The following is a 14,780-nucleotide window of genomic DNA, read 5'->3' as shown; positions in this document are numbered from 1 at the left end:
GTTAACGGGCCGGCAAGCGCATATGCACACGCAAACCCGGCCCGCAGTTCTGCGCCCACAGGCGCCCGCCCTGACGCTGCACAGCGTTGCGGGCAATGCTCAAGCCCAGGCCGAACCCACCATCGCCAGGTCGCGAGCCGTCCAAGCGGGTAAAGGGCGCGAAGATACGTTCCAAATCCTGCTCATCAATGCCGCCGCCCTGGTCCTGCAGCCAGATATGCCAATAATCTCCCTCGCGGCAGCCGTCGAGTAGCACGGCGCCATCGGCTGGCGAGTGACGTATGGCGTTGCGCAGGATATTTTCCAGGGCCTGGGCCAGTGCATTCAGGTTGCCGCGCACCCAGCTGTCGGCCGGCAACAGGCATGGTAAGCGTGATGCCGGCCAATGGCTTTCGAAACAGGCGTTTTCCCGCAACATGTCCCACAACGCCTGGAGCTGAATATCTTCCTGGGGCAGCGGCGCTGTTTCGCTGTCGAGCCAGGCCAGTTGCAGGCTGTCTTCCACCAGGCGTTGCATGGCGTCGATCTCCCGGCCCAGGCGCTCGCGCAAACGGGTCGGATCCTGCTCACTGTCGCAGGCCACCCGCAGGCGGCTCAAGGGCGTGCGCAATTCATGGGACATATCGCGCAGCAACTGCTGCTGCAAGCGCACCGTGCCCTGCAAGCGTTCAGACATATGGTCAAAGGCGCGGCCCAACTCCCCCAGTTCGTCCTGACGACTGGTGGCATCGCGGGACATCCGCGTATTCAATTGATCCGCACGCCAGGCATTGGCCTGCTCACGCAGTTGATTGAGGGGCATGATCAGCAGCCGATAGAGGCCAATGCACAGCAACAAGGTAAACAGGCCCGGGATGACGCCATTGGTCACCACCCGCCAGAACAGCTGATAGCGGCCCGGCATAAAGCGCTGCGGCAATTCGATCACCAGCGAGCCCATCCCGGGGTCAACCGGAAACGGTACCTTCATCCACGGCAGGCCGATGACATGCCGGCTGACCGGCCAATCCAGGCCGCGCAAAAAGGTCAGGCGCTGACTTTCCTTGTCGTTGAGAGGCGTACTGCCGAGCGATTGCAAATCGTTGCCGATCACTCCCACCCAGGTAGTTTCGCGCTTGGCCATCAGCTGCAACCAGGCATCCACACCAGCGCTGCCTTGCGTACTCCACGCCAGTTCGGCACCTGCGGCGTAACCGTTGAGGATCTCCCGCGATTTGTCGGACAGGTAAGCACTCTGCTGTTCCATGTAGCGGCCCCACGACCAACTGAGCCAAATCATCAGCAAACAGAAGGCGATCAACAGGCAGGCCAGTTTCCAAAACAGTGAGTGCTTGCCAGGCAGCCGCTCAAAGCCCTTCATCATGACCGCTCAGCACATAGCCTTTGCCCCACACCGTGCGCACTTCACGCTCGGCGTAGCCGATGGCCTTGAGTTTGCGGCGAATCTGACTGACGTGCATATCGAGGCTGCGGTCATGGGGCGCATAACCACGCTGCAGCACGTGCTGATACAGGAAGGCTTTACTGAGTACTTCTTCAACATTGCGCTGCAGGGTTTCCAGCAGACGGTATTCACTGCGCGTCAACCCGGCCCACTGTGCCTGGCAGGCCACATCACAGCGCTCATCATCGAACTGCAGTACCCGGGCATCCTCGCGCACCACCGGGCGCGGCGGCTCGGGTCGGCGGTCCAGGGCCACGCGGCGCAGGATGGCTTCAATGCGCACACGCAGCTCAACCATGCTGAACGGTTTGGGCAGGTAGTCGTCCGCCCCCAGGCGAAAGCCGCTGATGCGGTCGGCTTCAGCGCCCAGGGCCGACATCAGGATCACCGGCATGGTATGGCTCCTGCGCAAATGGGTGAGGATCGACAAACCGTCGAGCCCCGGCAGCAGGATATCCATCAACACCAGGTCGAACGCCTGCTCGCAAGCCATTTGCAGGCCCTGCTGGCCGTTGCGGCACCACGTCACCTGGAAACCACTGCGACCAAGCTGCTCATGCACGTAGGCACCCAGCACAGGGTCATCTTCGATGGTCAGGATTGTGGGTAAGCCAACTGCTGCGGGATTCATTAGCGTCTGCAAGTCATTCTCAATCACTGATTATTCAAGATTAAACGTTCACAGGCAATCGCCACCCGGCGCCGAATGGCCCGAAGATTGCCGCATGTCATTAATTTGCGAGATTCCAGACCGTGCAAATGGCTACACTGCGCAGGTGGCGCGGGCCGGATGCCTGTGTGGATAATGGATAACAACGTGGTAGCAGGAGAGTGGCGTGCTTAGAAGAATGGGGATAAAAGGCCGCGTACTGTTGCTGACCTTATTACCGACCAGCCTGATGGCCCTGTTGTTGGGAGGCTACTTCACCTGGATGCAACTGTCGGAGTTGCAGAGCCAATTGCTGCAACGCGGCGAAATGATCGCCGAGCAATTGGCGCCCTTGGTAGCGCCCGCCCTGGGCCACAAGAACACCGAGCTGCTGGAGCGCATCGCCACCCAGTCCCTGGAGCAACCGGACGTGCGCGCCGTGTCGTTCCTGGCGCCGGACCGCTCACCCATGGCCCACGCCGGCCCGACCATGCTCAACCTGCCGCCCACCGGCAACAGTTCGCGCCTGTTGCAGCGCACCGGCAACGATGCCACCCGCTATCTGCTGCCGGTATTCGGCCGTCATCGCAACCTCGCCGGCGACGTGATACCTGATGAGGCCGACCGCCTGCTGGGCTGGGTCGAAGTGGAACTCTCACACAATGGCATGTTGCTGCGCGGCTACCGCAGCCTGTTCGCCAGCCTGCTGTTGATCGCCATCGGGCTGATGTTTACCGCAGCGCTCGCACTGCGGATCAGCCGCACCATCAATTCGCCGATTGGCCAGATCAAGCAAGCCGTGGCCCAGCTCAAGGACGGCAACCTGGAAACGCGACTGCCACCCCTGGGTAGCCAGGAACTGGACCAGCTCGCATCGGGCATCAACCGCATGGCCGAAACCCTGCAAAACGCCCAGGAAGAACTGCAACACAGCATCGATCAGGCCACCGAAGACGTGCGTCAGAACCTGGAGACCATCGAGATCCAGAACATCGAGCTGGACCTGGCACGCAAGGAGGCCCTGGAGGCCAGCCGCATCAAGTCCGAGTTCCTGGCCAATATGAGCCATGAAATCCGCACGCCGCTCAACGGTATCCTCGGCTTTACCCACCTGCTGCAAAAAAGCGAGCTGTCGCCGCGCCAGCTGGATTACCTGGGCACGATTGAAAAGTCCGCCGACAACCTGCTGGGCATCATCAACGAAATCCTCGATTTCTCCAAGATTGAAGCCGGCAAGCTGGTGCTCGACAGCGTGCCGTTCAACCTGCGGGACTTGCTGCAAGACACCCTGACCATCCTCGCTCCCGCCGCCCATGCCAAGCAGCTCGAACTGGTCAGCCTGGTGTACCGCGACACGCCGCTGGCGCTGGTGGGCGACCCGCTGCGCCTCAAGCAAATCCTGACCAACCTGATCAGCAACGCCATCAAGTTCACCCGCGAAGGCACCATCGTCGCCCGGGCGATGGTCGAGGACGAACAGGAAGACAGCGTGCAGTTGCGCATCAGCGTGCAAGACACCGGCATCGGCCTGTCCAACCAGGATGTACGCGCGCTGTTCCAGGCGTTCAGCCAGGCCGACAACTCGCTGTCGCGCCAGCCTGGCGGCACCGGCCTGGGCCTGGTGATTTCCAAGCGATTGATCGAGCAGATGGGCGGCGAAATCGGCGTCGACAGCACACCAGGTGAAGGCTCGGAGTTCTGGATCAGCCTGAACCTGCCCAAGACCCGCGACGACGTCGAAGACCTGCCCGCCCCACCGCTGCTGGGACGCCGCGTGGCCGTGCTGGAAAACCACGAACTGGCGCGCCAGGCTCTGCAACATCAATTGGAAGACTGCGGCCTGGAAGTCACACCGTTCAATACCCTGGAAAGCCTGACCAATGGCATTACCAGTGCGCACCAGACCGAACAGGCCATCAGCCTGGCCGTGCTTGGCGTCACCGCCAATGACATTCCGCCCGAGCGTCTCAACCAACATTTGTGGGACCTTGAACACCTGGGTTGCAAGGTACTGGTGCTGTGCCCGACCACCGAGCAGATGCTGTTCAACCAATCGGTGCCCAACCCCAACAGCCAATTGCAGGCCAAGCCCGCCTGTACACGCAAGCTGCGCCGGTCCCTGGCCGACCTGATCAGCCCTCGCCCGTCACGCAGCGAGCCGGGAGAGCCGTTGTCCAGCCGTGCGCCACGTGTGCTGTGCGTGGACGACAACCCGGCGAACCTGCTGCTGGTACAAACCCTGCTGGAAGACATGGGCGCCAAGGTACTGGCGGTGGAAAGCGGTTACGCGGCCATTGATGCGGTGAAACAGGAAACCTTCGACCTGGTATTGATGGATGTACAAATGCCCGGCATGGACGGTCGCCAAAGCACCGAGGCGATTCGCCAGTGGGAAAGCGAGCGACACGGCACGCCGCTGCCGGTGGTGGCCCTCACGGCTCACGCCATGGCCAATGAAAAACGCGCCCTGCTGCAAAGCGGCATGGACGACTACCTGACCAAACCCATCAGCGAGCGGCAACTGGCCCAGGTGGTGTTGAAGTGGACCGGCCTGGCCCTGCGTAACCAAGGCCCGGAACGCGTCAACGAAGGCCTGGCTCAAGGCGTGCAACTGCTGGTGCTCGACCACGAGGAAGGCCTGCGCCTGGCGGCCAACAAGGCCGACCTGGCCGCCGATATGCTCGCCATGCTGCTGGCCTCCCTGGAAGCCGACCGCCTGGCGATTACCGTCGCCCGCGAAGCCAATGACAACCATGCCCTGATCGAACGCGTGCACCGTTTGCACGGCGCCACACGCTACTGTGGCGTGCCACAACTGCGCGCGGCCTGCCAACGCGCTGAAACCCTGCTCAAACAGGATGATGCCAAGGCCATGGCCGCGCTGGATGAACTGGACATGGCGATTGCGCGGCTGGCCAGCGAAGCCAGAGTGAGTGCCTGACCCTGTTTTCATGGGCAACGAATCAACAATGTGGGAGGGGGCTTGCCCCCGATAGCAGTTTGTCAGTCGAAATATCTGTAACCGATGCACCGCAATCGGGGGCAAGCCCCCTCCCACATTCAGTCAGCACTCCAATATGTAAATTGCAGGGAGCCTTCTTAATGCGCGTCATTCTCTTCAGCAGCCAAACCTACGACCGCGAGAGCTTCCTTGGCGAACCGCTGCCGGCCGGCCTGGAACTGCAATTCCAACCCGCCCGCCTCAACCTCGACACCGTGGCCCTGGCCGAACACCATCAGGTGGTCTGCGCCTTTATCAACGACGACCTCAGTGCCCCGGTGCTGGAGCAACTGGCCAAGGGCGGTACACGCCTGATTGCTCTGCGCTCCGCCGGTTACAACCATGTCGACCTGGTCGCCGCCAAACGCCTGGGCCTGAGCATCGTACGCGTGCCGGCCTATTCACCCCACGCCGTGGCCGAACACGCCGTGGCGCTGATCCTGGCCCTTAACCGCCGCCTGCACCGTGCCTACAACCGCACGCGCGATGGCGACTTCAGCCTGCATGGGCTCACCGGTTTTGATCTGGTCGGCAAAACCGTTGGTGTGGTCGGCACCGGGCAGATCGGCGCAACCTTCGCCAAGATCATGGCCGGTTTCGGCTGCCAGTTACTGGCGTATGACCCCTTCCCCAATCCACACGTCCAGGCCCTGGGCGCCCGCTACGTGAGCCTGCCCGACTTGCTGGCCGAGGCGCAGATCATCAGCCTGCACTGCCCGTTGACTGCCGACAGCAAACACCTGATCAATGCCCGCTCCCTGGCGCATATGCAGCCCGGCGCAATGCTGATCAACACCGGCCGCGGTGGCCTGGTCGATACGCCCGCGCTGATCGAAGCCCTCAAGGAGGGCCAATTGGGCTACCTGGGGCTGGACGTTTATGAAGAAGAAGCCCAGCTGTTTTTTGAGGACCGCTCGGACCTGCCCCTGCAAGACGACGTACTCGCGCGCCTGCTGACCTTCCCCAACGTGATCATCACTGCACACCAGGCATTCCTCACCCGTGAAGCCCTGGCGGCGATCGCCGGCACCACGCTGGCCAACATTGTGGCGTGGGCCGATGGCCGGGCGCAGAACCTGGTCGAGGGTTGATCAGCGGTCACATACCAGGCTCATGATGGGCCTGCACCCGTGATAGGATGCCGCGCCTATTTGGAGGATCCATGGCCGAACACGATTTCCGCTTCAGCTTGCTGAGCCCGCAACACACCCTGATCGAATGCCGCGCCCTGGTGCCGGGCCGTTACCAGGTCACCGGCAACGGTGGTTCGATCAAACACGGCGACGTCCTGATCGTCACCCTTCGCGGCAGTAAAACCCTGTCGATGCGCCTGACGGTCGAAGGGGACGCGCGCTACTCCATCCGCCCGGCGGGCCAATGGGTCGCCATGGCCCAGGGGCCGAAGTTCGGCGAACTGGAGATTCACACCTGGAAGGTCAACTGCGACAGCTGCGAGGCCGTACTGGAGTTTGAATTCGCGGTGGAAACCAAGCTGACCAAAGAGCCGCTGCAACCGGCCGCCAACGCACGCATCAAAGAACTCGGCTGGGCCGGCGAAGGCGACAAACACCGCTGCCCGAAATGCCAGCAGGCCGCCCAATGAAGGGCCCGCTGCTGCTCGCCGCAATCGGCGTGGGGCTGACGGGCTGCGCCGCTGATAGCGCGAAGCTCGAACGCGACCATAGCTACGTGGTGGAATGGATCGGTGAGCGGCCGTTGATGGACTACGCGCACCTGACCGTCACCCTGGGCGCCGATGGCCGTGCCTACGGCAACGGCGGCTGCAACCACTGGTTTGCGCCGTACACCGTCGAGGGTGACAAGCTGAGCTTCGGAGCTATCGGCAGCACCCGCAAAATGTGCGCCGAGGCGTTGATGGAGCAGGAGCACCGCTTCTTCCAGGCCCTGCAAGGCGTTCAGCGCTGGGACATCTCGCCGATCGAACAGACGCGCTTCTGGCCGGCCGAAGGCAAGCCGATTCGTTTGTGGCTCGAAGAAGGCTGACCTGGGCGCACGCTCCTGTATTAACGCGGTGTCCTCTGGTTCTGTGGGCGCTGGCTTGCCTGCGATGCGGACCACGCGGTGTATCAGGTACACCGCAGCGATGCCATCGCAGCATAGGTATCTACACAACTTTGTGGGTTGTAACAGCAGACGGTAACCACGATGCGAAGCGAGTCGCTCTTGCTCTTGCTCTGTTTTTGATCTTGATCTCAGGCGCCCCGTCAAACCACGCTGGCCGGAATTCGACAGGGATTTGGGGGGTAAACCGGCAGGGATGCCGGTTTAGCCGCCCCGCGCCATGGATGGCGCGTGGCGGCGGCGCCCCAAATCACTGGCGGATTACGGGCACACCGAGCCTAAGCGAGGTGCCGAGTGGTGGGGCAAGAGCGTTTTGCTTACTTTTGCGCTTTTCAAAAGTGAGTCGCTGTCAGAGCGGAACCATCGATGGCCGTTACCTAAATAATGGATATGTACTCGGTCAAATCCAATATCCCGGTCGGCTGGCAGGCCGCCTTCGCAGGCAAGCCAGCTCCCACATTTGGATCACCGTGCCTCAGTTAGATCAGCGTCGGCTGTCAAGCCGTCACGGGAGCAAGCTCCCTCGCCACAGGTCCAGCGTCACTCCAAAATTGTGTAGATACCCATGGCCATCGCAGACAAGCCAGCTCCCACAGTTTTAGCCTTTCAAGGCCTTGAGCTTGGCCAACACCCCTTCCGCTGTCTGCTCCCCCATCAACTGCTCCCGCACCTTGCCCTTGTCGTCGATGATGTAAGTCACCGGCAACGCCTCACTGCGCGGAATCTCGAAGATCCCGTCCGGGTTCTGGGCCAGGACCGTGAACTTGATCCCCAGCTTGTCGCTGGCGGCCTTCAGTTCCTCGCCCTGCACGTTGTCGAAGTTAACCCCGAACACGCCCACGCCCTGCCCCTTCAGTTGTTCGGCCAAGGCATTGAGCTCGGGGATTTCCGTGCGGCACGGCCCACACCATTCGGCCCAGTAATTGACCACCAGCCACTGTTTGTCCAAGCGTTCGGCCGCCACTTTCTGGCCATATTGGTCAACGCCGTAATCGTTACCGCAGCCGCTGAGCAGCAGGGTTGTGATGATCGCCAATGCACCGATCAGTCGCCTTGTCATGGGGTATTCCTTCGCAAAAATGAACGTTGGCTGCGGCCTATCGCCTCTTACGGTTTAAGGACAGGCGCCAGCGCAGGTAGAATACCCGCCACCTTACGCAAGATGCGACCCGCACATGACCGATCTGACGCTTTATCACAACCCGCGCTGCTCGAAATCCCGCGGTGCGCTCGAACTGCTTGAAGCCCGCGGCCTCACCCCCACCGTAGTGCGCTACCTGGAAACCCCGCTGGACGCCGCGCAGATCAAGGCCCTGCTCAAAAAGCTGGGGATCAGCGCACGCCAACTGCTGCGCACCGGCGAAGACGAATACAAAGCCCTCAACCTGGCCGATGCCGGCTTTAGCGAAGCGCAATTGATCGCCGCCATCGCCGAGCACCCCAAGCTGATGGAGCGCCCGATCCTGGCAACCGCCGACAAAGCCATCATTGGCCGACCGCCCGAGAACGTACTGGAGATTCTGCCGTGACCACGCCCTATGTGCTGGTGCTGTATTACAGCCGCAATGGCTCGGTCAGCGAAATGGCCCGGCAAATTGCCCGAGGTATCGAACAAGGCGGCATGGAAGCACGTCTGCGCACGGTGCCGGCGATTTCCACCGAATGTGAAGCCGTGGCGCCGAGCATTCCCGATGAAGGCGCGCTGTATGCCAGCCTGGACGACCTGAAGCACTGTTCAGGCCTGGCCTTGGGCAGCCCGACCCGTTTCGGCAACATGGCGGCACCGCTCAAGTACTTCCTCGACGGCACCAGCAACCTGTGGCTCACCGGCGCTCTGGTCGGCAAGCCCGCCGGCGTGTTCACCTCCACCGCCAGCCTGCACGGCGGCCAGGAAACCACGTTGATGTCGATGCTGCTGCCGCTGCTGCACCATGGCATGTTGATCACCGGCCTGCCCTACAGCGAACAGGCACTGCTCGATACCCAGGGCGGGGGCACGCCGTACGGCGCCAGCCACCATTCCGGGCCTGACGGCAAGCGTATGCTCGATCAACATGAAATCACCCTGTGCCGGGCCCTGGGCCTGCGCCTGGCCAAGACCGCCACGCTGTTGGAGAACGGCCGTGGCCAGGAAGCCTAAAGTCCTGCCGCCCCAGGCGTGGCTGGAACCACGGGTCAAAATTGCACGCGCATTGAGCCTGCTGGCGTTTTTCGCCCTGGTAGGCCTGTTGTGCGTGTATTACCTGTTGATTGCCGACCTGCACGGCGCGCGGCCCTGGGTGATCCTGCTGATCGAGCTGGTGCCGCTGCTGGTGCTGGCGCCAGGAATGATGATCGGCAGCGCGCGCGGGCATTCGTGGATGTGCTTTGTGGTGAACCTGTATTTCATCAAGGGCGCGCTGGCGGCGTACGACCCGAACCGTCAGTGGTTCGGGGTGTTGGAGATGCTGGCGAGCCTGGCGGTGTTTTGTACGGCGCTGTTGTATGTGCGTTGGCGGCATCAGTTGAACCGTAGACTGGCCGATTGACCCACTCCCTGTAGGAGCGAGCTTGCTCGCGAAGATCGTCAACGATAACGCGCTCATGCAGGTTTTACGCGTTGTCCTCAGGTTCTTCGCGAGCAAGCTCGCTCCTACAGTGATCAATGGTTGACGGTATAGGCCAACATCATCGACAGCTGGCACATCGGCCGCCCACTTTCGGCATGCCACTGGTTGAAGGCACCCTGCACCGTCGCCAGGTCCCGCAGGCTGGTCGGCGCCTTGTCGACGATCTTCTGCGCATTCAACGCTGCCACCACGTCATAGCTCGGCACGAACGTATCCTTGCCCACCATGCGCAGGAAACGCGGGGCCGACAGCCCACCCAGTTGATGGCCGTGTTTGCTCAGGTATTTCCATAGCCCGACGATATCGGTGACCGGCCAATCGGCGACAAACGCGCCAAAGCTGCCCTTTTCCTGCTCGATATCCAGAATCATCTGCGCATTGCGCGGCACACTCTTGAGCTTGCCCAGGTGGCGGATGATGCGGGTGTCCTGCATCAGCCGCTCCAGGTGCTCGGCGCCCATCAGCACGACTTTCTCCGGATCGAAGCCGAAAAACACCTGCTCAAACGCCGGCCATTTCGCGTCGACCACACTGTGCTTCAAGCCCGCACGGAAGACGCGCAGTGCCAGAGTCGACAGATAGCGGTCATCACTGATCTTGCGCAATTGCGCCGGGGTTTTGGGCACAGGCAGATGGGCTTCCAGCTCGGCCGCCGAACCGAAGCGGTTCAGACAATATTCGTGCAGCCACTTGTAATCGCGCATGCCCTCTCCTGGCAGTTGAATTGAAAACGGCGCCCGCAAGCGCCGTTTACTAGAGCCTCGATGCGGCTCAGAGGTTCACTACATTGACGAAACGCGAGGCTGCCGTCTCATCGATTTTCAAGCTGGTGAAGTCGAACAGGTTGCGATCGGCCAGTTGCGACGGGATCACATTCTGCAGGCTGCGGAAGATACTTTCGGTACGCCCGGGGGTTTTGCGCTCCCAGTCCACCAGCATCTCCTTGACCACCTGGCGCTGCAGGTTTTCCTGGGAGCCGCACAGGTTGCAGGGAATGATCGGGAACTGCTTGAAGTCGGAATACGCCTGGATGTCCTTCTCGTTGCAATACGCCAGCGGCCGGATCACTACGTTGCGTCCGTCGTCGGCGCGCAGCTTGGGCGGCATGGCCTTGAGCGAGCCGTTGAAGAACATATTGAGGAAGAAGGTTTCGACGATGTCATCGCGGTGATGACCCAGGGCCATCTTGGTCGCGCCGATCTCATCGGCAAAGGTATACAGCGTGCCACGGCGCAGGCGTGAGCACAGCGAGCAGGTGGTCTTGCCTTCCGGGATCAGTTCCTTGACCACCGAGTAGGTGTCTTTTTCGACGATGTGGTACTCGACGCCCAGTTCTTTCAGGTAGGCCGGCAGCACATGCTCGGGGAAACCGGGTTGCTTCTGGTCCATGTTGACCGCCACGATCTCGAATTTGATCGGTGCGACCTTTTGCAGGTGCAGCAACACGTCGAGCATGGTGTAGCTGTCTTTGCCGCCGGAAAGGCAGACCATGACCTTGTCGCCGTCCTCGATCATGTTGAAATCGGCGACCGCTTCACCGGCCAGGCGACGCAGGCGTTTTTGCAGCTTGTTCTGGTTGACTGTAAGAGTGCCCATGGCGCTTGGATCCGCAAAGGTGTGTGACGAAAAGCGCAGCATTTTACCGGCAAGACTGACGAAGTTCCAATGTGGGAGCTGGCTTGCCTGCGATAGCGGTGTGCCAGTCCACACCTGCGGTCCTGACAGGCCGCCATCGCAGGCAAGCCAGCTCCCCCACTGGATCGCATGAATCCTTACAGACCCCTCCGCGATTAGCCCGCCTGTTTACAGCGCAATTTGCTCTAAAGGCCCTACGGTTATTCCGGTCATCCCTTCCTATACTGCGACTTGAGGTCGCACATCTATCCAGACCTTTCAGGCCATTTGGCCCGTGGGCGCTCCGATGGGGGGCGATGGTAATAACGACAGGAGTGACTGGCATGATCCATCACGTCGTGGGGCTGTTTACCCATCCCGACCAGGAATGGCGGGAAATCCGTGGCGATAAAGAAGAAAGCATCGGCCACATGTACCTCACTCATACCCTGATTCTCGCGGCGATCCCCGCCATTTCCGCCTTTATTGGCACCACTCAGGTTGGCTGGGTCATCGGCAACCGCGCACCGGTGATGCTGACTCAGGAAAGCGCATTGTGGATGACACTCATGTCCTACGCGGCCATGCTTGGCGGCGTGGCAGTGATGGGCGCGTTCATTCACTGGATGGCGCGCACCTACGACGCCAGCCCCAGCATGGCACGCTGTGTGGCGTTTGCCACTTATACCGCCACACCCTTGTTTATCGGCGGGCTGGCGGCGCTCTACCCGCATATGTGGCTGGGCATGGTCGTGGGCACGGCGGCGATTTGCTACACGGTGTATCTGCTGTATGTGGGGCTGCCGACCTTCATGAGTATCGACCCGGACGAAGGCTTCCTGTTTTCCAGTTCGGTATTGGCCGTGGGCCTGGTGGTACTGGTGGCGATCATGGCGTTTACCGTAATCGTCTGGGGCCTGGGCGTCGGGCCGATTTACACCAGCTAAGCCACTCAACTCGCAGACAAAGCCACCGCAAGGTGGCTTTGTGCGTTATGCATGACCATTCGGCGCCTGACAGATTCGGAAACACCCTGCTTTGCGGCATACTGGGCGCCTCTGGAGATTTGTACAGCATGCCCGAGCAACTCAATACCCGCGTCGAAGATTGTTTCCTGCAAGCCGAATCCTTTTTCAAACGAAGCTTCAAACGCCCCCAGGTCAGCCTCAAGCTGCGGGGCCAGAAAGCCGGTGTCGCGCATTTGCACGAGAACCTGCTGCGCTTCAACCCTCAGTTGTACCGTGAAAACAGCCAACACTTTCTCAAGCAAACCGTGGCCCACGAAGTGGCGCACCTGATTGCCCACCAACTGTTTGGCGAGCGTATCCAGCCCCATGGCGAGGAATGGCAACTGATCATGCGCGGGGTTTATGAACTGCCGCCGGATCGTTGCCATACCTATGAAGTCAAGCGCCGCCAGGTGACCCGTTATATCTATCGGTGCCCCTGTGCGGACAGCGATTTTCCGTTTTCGGCGCAACGCCATGGCCTGGTGAACCAGGGGCGGCGGTATTTGTGTCGGCGGTGTCGGCAGACCTTGGTGTTCACTGGAGAAACGCGGGTGGAATAAGGGCCTCATCGCAGGCAAGCCAGCTCCCACATTTGGATCTGTGAACACAATCAAAATGTGGCTTGCCTGCGAAAGCGTCGGCTCAGTCAACCTACAACCTTGGCCTGCCGCAATTGCTCTATCCGCTCAATACCGAACCCCAACTCCGCCAGCACCTCATCACTGTGCGCCCCCACCGCCACTCCAATATGCCTGGGCGCCGGCAACCCCTCTGAGAACTTCAGCGGGCAGGCCAATTGCGCTTGTGTCGAGCCATCACCCCGGGGCACCTGGCTGACCAGCTCCCGCGCCTTCAACTGTGGATGCTCCACCGCTTCGCTCAAACTCAACACCGGCTCAACACAGGCATCCACCCCGGCAAACAACTCACACAACTGGTCAAAACTGCGCTTCTCGAACTCCACCTGCAACGCCTGTTTGAGCACGGCCTGGCGTTCGGGCGTCACGCTGTATGCCGCCAGTTCCGGCCGCCCCAAGGCCGCGCACAGCCGCTGCATGAACCCCGGTTCCAAACTGCCCACCGACATCCAGCGCCCATCGCGTGTGCGGTAGTAGTCATAGAAACTCCCGCCATTGAGCACATGGTTCTCCCACCCAGGCTCGACCCCGCAAGCCAGGTAACCGGCCCCAGCCATGGCGTTCAGGCTGAACGAGCAATCGGTCATGCTCACATCCAGGTATTGGCCCACCCCACTCTGCTGCCGGGCAATCACCGCCGCCAGCAAGCCCACCACGGCGTGCAGCGAACCGCCAGCCAAATCCGCCAGCTGTACGCCCAGAGGCAACGGGCCGGTGTCCTGGCGCCCGGTATGGCTGGCCACGCCGGCCAACGCCAGGTAGTTGATATCGTGCCCGGCGCGATCCTTATAAGGGCCGGTCTGGCCGTAGCCGGTAATCGACACATAAATCAACCCGGGATTGATCGCCTTCAACGCCTCATAACCCAGCCCCAGGCGCTCCATGACCCCTGGGCGAAACTGTTCGAGCAGGATGTCATGGCCCTTGATCAGCTCACGCACGATCTCCACCGCCTCGGCCTGCTTGAGGTCCAGGGCCAGGCTGCGCTTGTTGCGGTTCAGATACGCATGGCTGGCCGAAGTACCCCGGTCATGGGGCGGCAATACCCGCAACAGGTCCATACGCGTGGGCGATTCGATACGCAGCACCTCGGCGCCCATGTCCGCCAGCATCAGGGAGGCAAACGGGCCGGGCAGCAAGGTGGAAAAATCCAGCACTTTAAGGGACGCCAAGGGACCAGACATAAAGACTCCATTCGGGTTGCGATCACCACAGACTAGGCAGCCGGGCGCCTACCGGCAATCGTCAGAACGATCAACCACAGTGACCGTTTTGATCACGGCGGGCTTTTTCGCGGCGGCGGCTTTATCATTGGCCGACGTTTGTTGGCAGAGTCTTCCATGAAGTTCGCGATTGCACTGTATAGCGCCGCCCACGCGCCCTCCTCGCGCCGCGCCCTGTTGTTCGCGCAGGCAGCGTTGGCCGGCGGGCATGAGATTGTGCGGCTGTTTTTTTATCAGGATGGCGTGTACAGCGCGTCCAGTAACGTCGTTGCGCCCCAGGACGAGCCAGACATTGCGCGCCAATGGCGCGAGTTCGTCAGCCAGCACCAGCTCGACGGTGTGGTGTGCATCGCCGCCGCCTTGCGCCGTGGTGTGCTGAATGCCGAAGAGGCTACGCGCTATCAACGCAGCGCCGTGAATCTGGAGGCACCCTGGGCGTTATCAGGCCTTGGGCAGTTGCATGACGCGATCCAGGATGCCGACCGCCTGATCTGTTTTGGAGGGCCGTGA

16 protein-coding genes are annotated in these 14,780 nt (G+C 61.2%); 10 read left to right on the top strand and 6 right to left on the bottom strand.

Features of this window, described 5'->3' with window-relative positions:
- Position 1: 1 nt before the first annotated feature.
- Entirely contained in the window at positions 2–1,360 is a 1,359-nt protein-coding gene (locus TX23_RS16610; RefSeq protein ID WP_057703136.1) for a sensor histidine kinase, read from the bottom strand.
- Positions 1,347–2,075, bottom strand: a complete 729-nt coding sequence (locus TX23_RS16605) for a response regulator transcription factor (protein ID WP_057703135.1) — start codon at positions 2,073–2,075, stop codon at positions 1,347–1,349. Before TX23_RS16605 ends, TX23_RS16610 begins: the two co-directional genes overlap by 14 nt.
- Positions 2,076–2,280: 205 nt before the next feature.
- Between TX23_RS16605 and TX23_RS16600 the strand changes: the two genes are divergently transcribed.
- The 4 genes from TX23_RS16600 (at position 2,281) to TX23_RS16585 (ending at position 7,098) form a co-directional block, all read left to right on the top strand.
- On the top strand, positions 2,281–5,034 hold the full coding sequence (locus TX23_RS16600; protein ID WP_057703134.1) for a response regulator: 2,754 nt from the start codon (positions 2,281–2,283) through the stop codon (positions 5,032–5,034).
- A gap of 161 nt (positions 5,035–5,195) precedes the next feature.
- On the top strand, positions 5,196–6,185 hold the full coding sequence (locus TX23_RS16595; protein ID WP_057703133.1) for a 2-hydroxyacid dehydrogenase: 990 nt from the start codon (positions 5,196–5,198) through the stop codon (positions 6,183–6,185).
- A gap of 71 nt (positions 6,186–6,256) precedes the next feature.
- Positions 6,257–6,697, top strand: a complete 441-nt coding sequence (locus TX23_RS16590) for a hypothetical protein (protein ID WP_057703132.1) — start codon at positions 6,257–6,259, stop codon at positions 6,695–6,697.
- Positions 6,694–7,098 carry an META domain-containing protein gene (locus TX23_RS16585; protein ID WP_057703131.1) on the top strand — a complete coding sequence of 135 codons (405 nt, stop codon included), beginning with the start codon at positions 6,694–6,696 and terminating at the stop codon, positions 7,096–7,098. Before TX23_RS16590 ends, TX23_RS16585 begins: the two co-directional genes overlap by 4 nt.
- A gap of 676 nt (positions 7,099–7,774) precedes the next feature.
- Here the strand turns inward: TX23_RS16585 and TX23_RS16580 are convergent.
- On the bottom strand, positions 7,775–8,236 hold the full coding sequence (locus TX23_RS16580) for a TlpA disulfide reductase family protein (protein WP_057703130.1): 462 nt from the start codon (positions 8,234–8,236) through the stop codon (positions 7,775–7,777).
- A 115-nt stretch (positions 8,237–8,351) separates the two neighbouring features.
- On the opposite strand from TX23_RS16580, the gene arsC reads away from it, so the two are divergent.
- The 3 genes from arsC to TX23_RS16565 are packed head-to-tail and all read left to right on the top strand — an operon-like array spanning position 8,352 to position 9,704.
- Positions 8,352–8,705 (top strand): arsenate reductase (glutaredoxin), encoded by a 354-nt coding sequence (gene arsC / locus TX23_RS16575; protein WP_057703129.1) that lies wholly within the window; start codon positions 8,352–8,354, stop codon positions 8,703–8,705.
- Positions 8,702–9,316 (top strand): NAD(P)H:quinone oxidoreductase, encoded by a 615-nt coding sequence (gene wrbA, locus TX23_RS16570; protein WP_014718885.1) that lies wholly within the window; start codon positions 8,702–8,704, stop codon positions 9,314–9,316. Before arsC ends, wrbA begins: the two co-directional genes overlap by 4 nt.
- The gene (locus TX23_RS16565; RefSeq protein ID WP_057703128.1) at positions 9,300–9,704 is read left to right on the top strand and encodes a DUF2069 domain-containing protein; all 405 of its coding nucleotides are present in this window, start codon (positions 9,300–9,302) and stop codon (positions 9,702–9,704) included. The genes wrbA and TX23_RS16565 overlap by 17 nt, the downstream gene beginning before the upstream one ends.
- Before the next feature lie 113 nt (positions 9,705–9,817).
- Here the strand turns inward: TX23_RS16565 and TX23_RS16560 are convergent, their stop codons facing one another.
- Together TX23_RS16560 and ttcA are read right to left on the bottom strand one after the other, a co-directional pair.
- Positions 9,818–10,489, bottom strand: a complete 672-nt coding sequence (locus tag TX23_RS16560) for a DNA-3-methyladenine glycosylase I (protein ID WP_010209632.1) — start codon at positions 10,487–10,489, stop codon at positions 9,818–9,820.
- Between the two features lie 67 nt (positions 10,490–10,556).
- Positions 10,557–11,381 (bottom strand): tRNA 2-thiocytidine(32) synthetase TtcA, encoded by an 825-nt coding sequence (gene ttcA, locus TX23_RS16555; RefSeq protein WP_014718888.1) that lies wholly within the window; start codon positions 11,379–11,381, stop codon positions 10,557–10,559.
- A 362-nt stretch (positions 11,382–11,743) separates the two neighbouring features.
- Between ttcA and TX23_RS16550 the strand changes: the two genes are divergently transcribed.
- On the top strand, positions 11,744–12,346 hold the full coding sequence (locus TX23_RS16550) for a Yip1 family protein (protein ID WP_057703127.1): 603 nt from the start codon (positions 11,744–11,746) through the stop codon (positions 12,344–12,346).
- A 128-nt stretch (positions 12,347–12,474) separates the two neighbouring features.
- Positions 12,475–12,969, top strand: coding sequence for a SprT family zinc-dependent metalloprotease (locus TX23_RS16545; RefSeq protein WP_057703126.1), 495 nt, complete (start codon positions 12,475–12,477; stop codon positions 12,967–12,969).
- Positions 12,970–13,055: 86 nt separating this feature from the next.
- Here TX23_RS16545 and TX23_RS16540 read toward each other — a convergent pair whose 3' ends face one another.
- Entirely contained in the window at positions 13,056–14,231 is a 1,176-nt protein-coding gene (locus tag TX23_RS16540) for a CaiB/BaiF CoA transferase family protein (RefSeq protein WP_057703125.1), read from the bottom strand.
- Positions 14,232–14,387: 156 nt separating this feature from the next.
- Here TX23_RS16540 and tusD point away from each other — a divergent pair, with 156 nt between their 5' ends.
- Positions 14,388–14,780 (top strand): sulfurtransferase complex subunit TusD, encoded by a 393-nt coding sequence (tusD, locus tag TX23_RS16535; RefSeq protein WP_057703124.1) that lies wholly within the window; start codon positions 14,388–14,390, stop codon positions 14,778–14,780.

This window comes from Pseudomonas paralactis, from assembly GCF_001439735.1.
Classification (GTDB): Bacteria; Pseudomonadota; Gammaproteobacteria; order Pseudomonadales; family Pseudomonadaceae; genus Aquipseudomonas; species Aquipseudomonas paralactis.
Note: the sequence above shows the minus strand (reverse complement) of the source record. Positions and strands in the feature narration are given on the sequence as shown.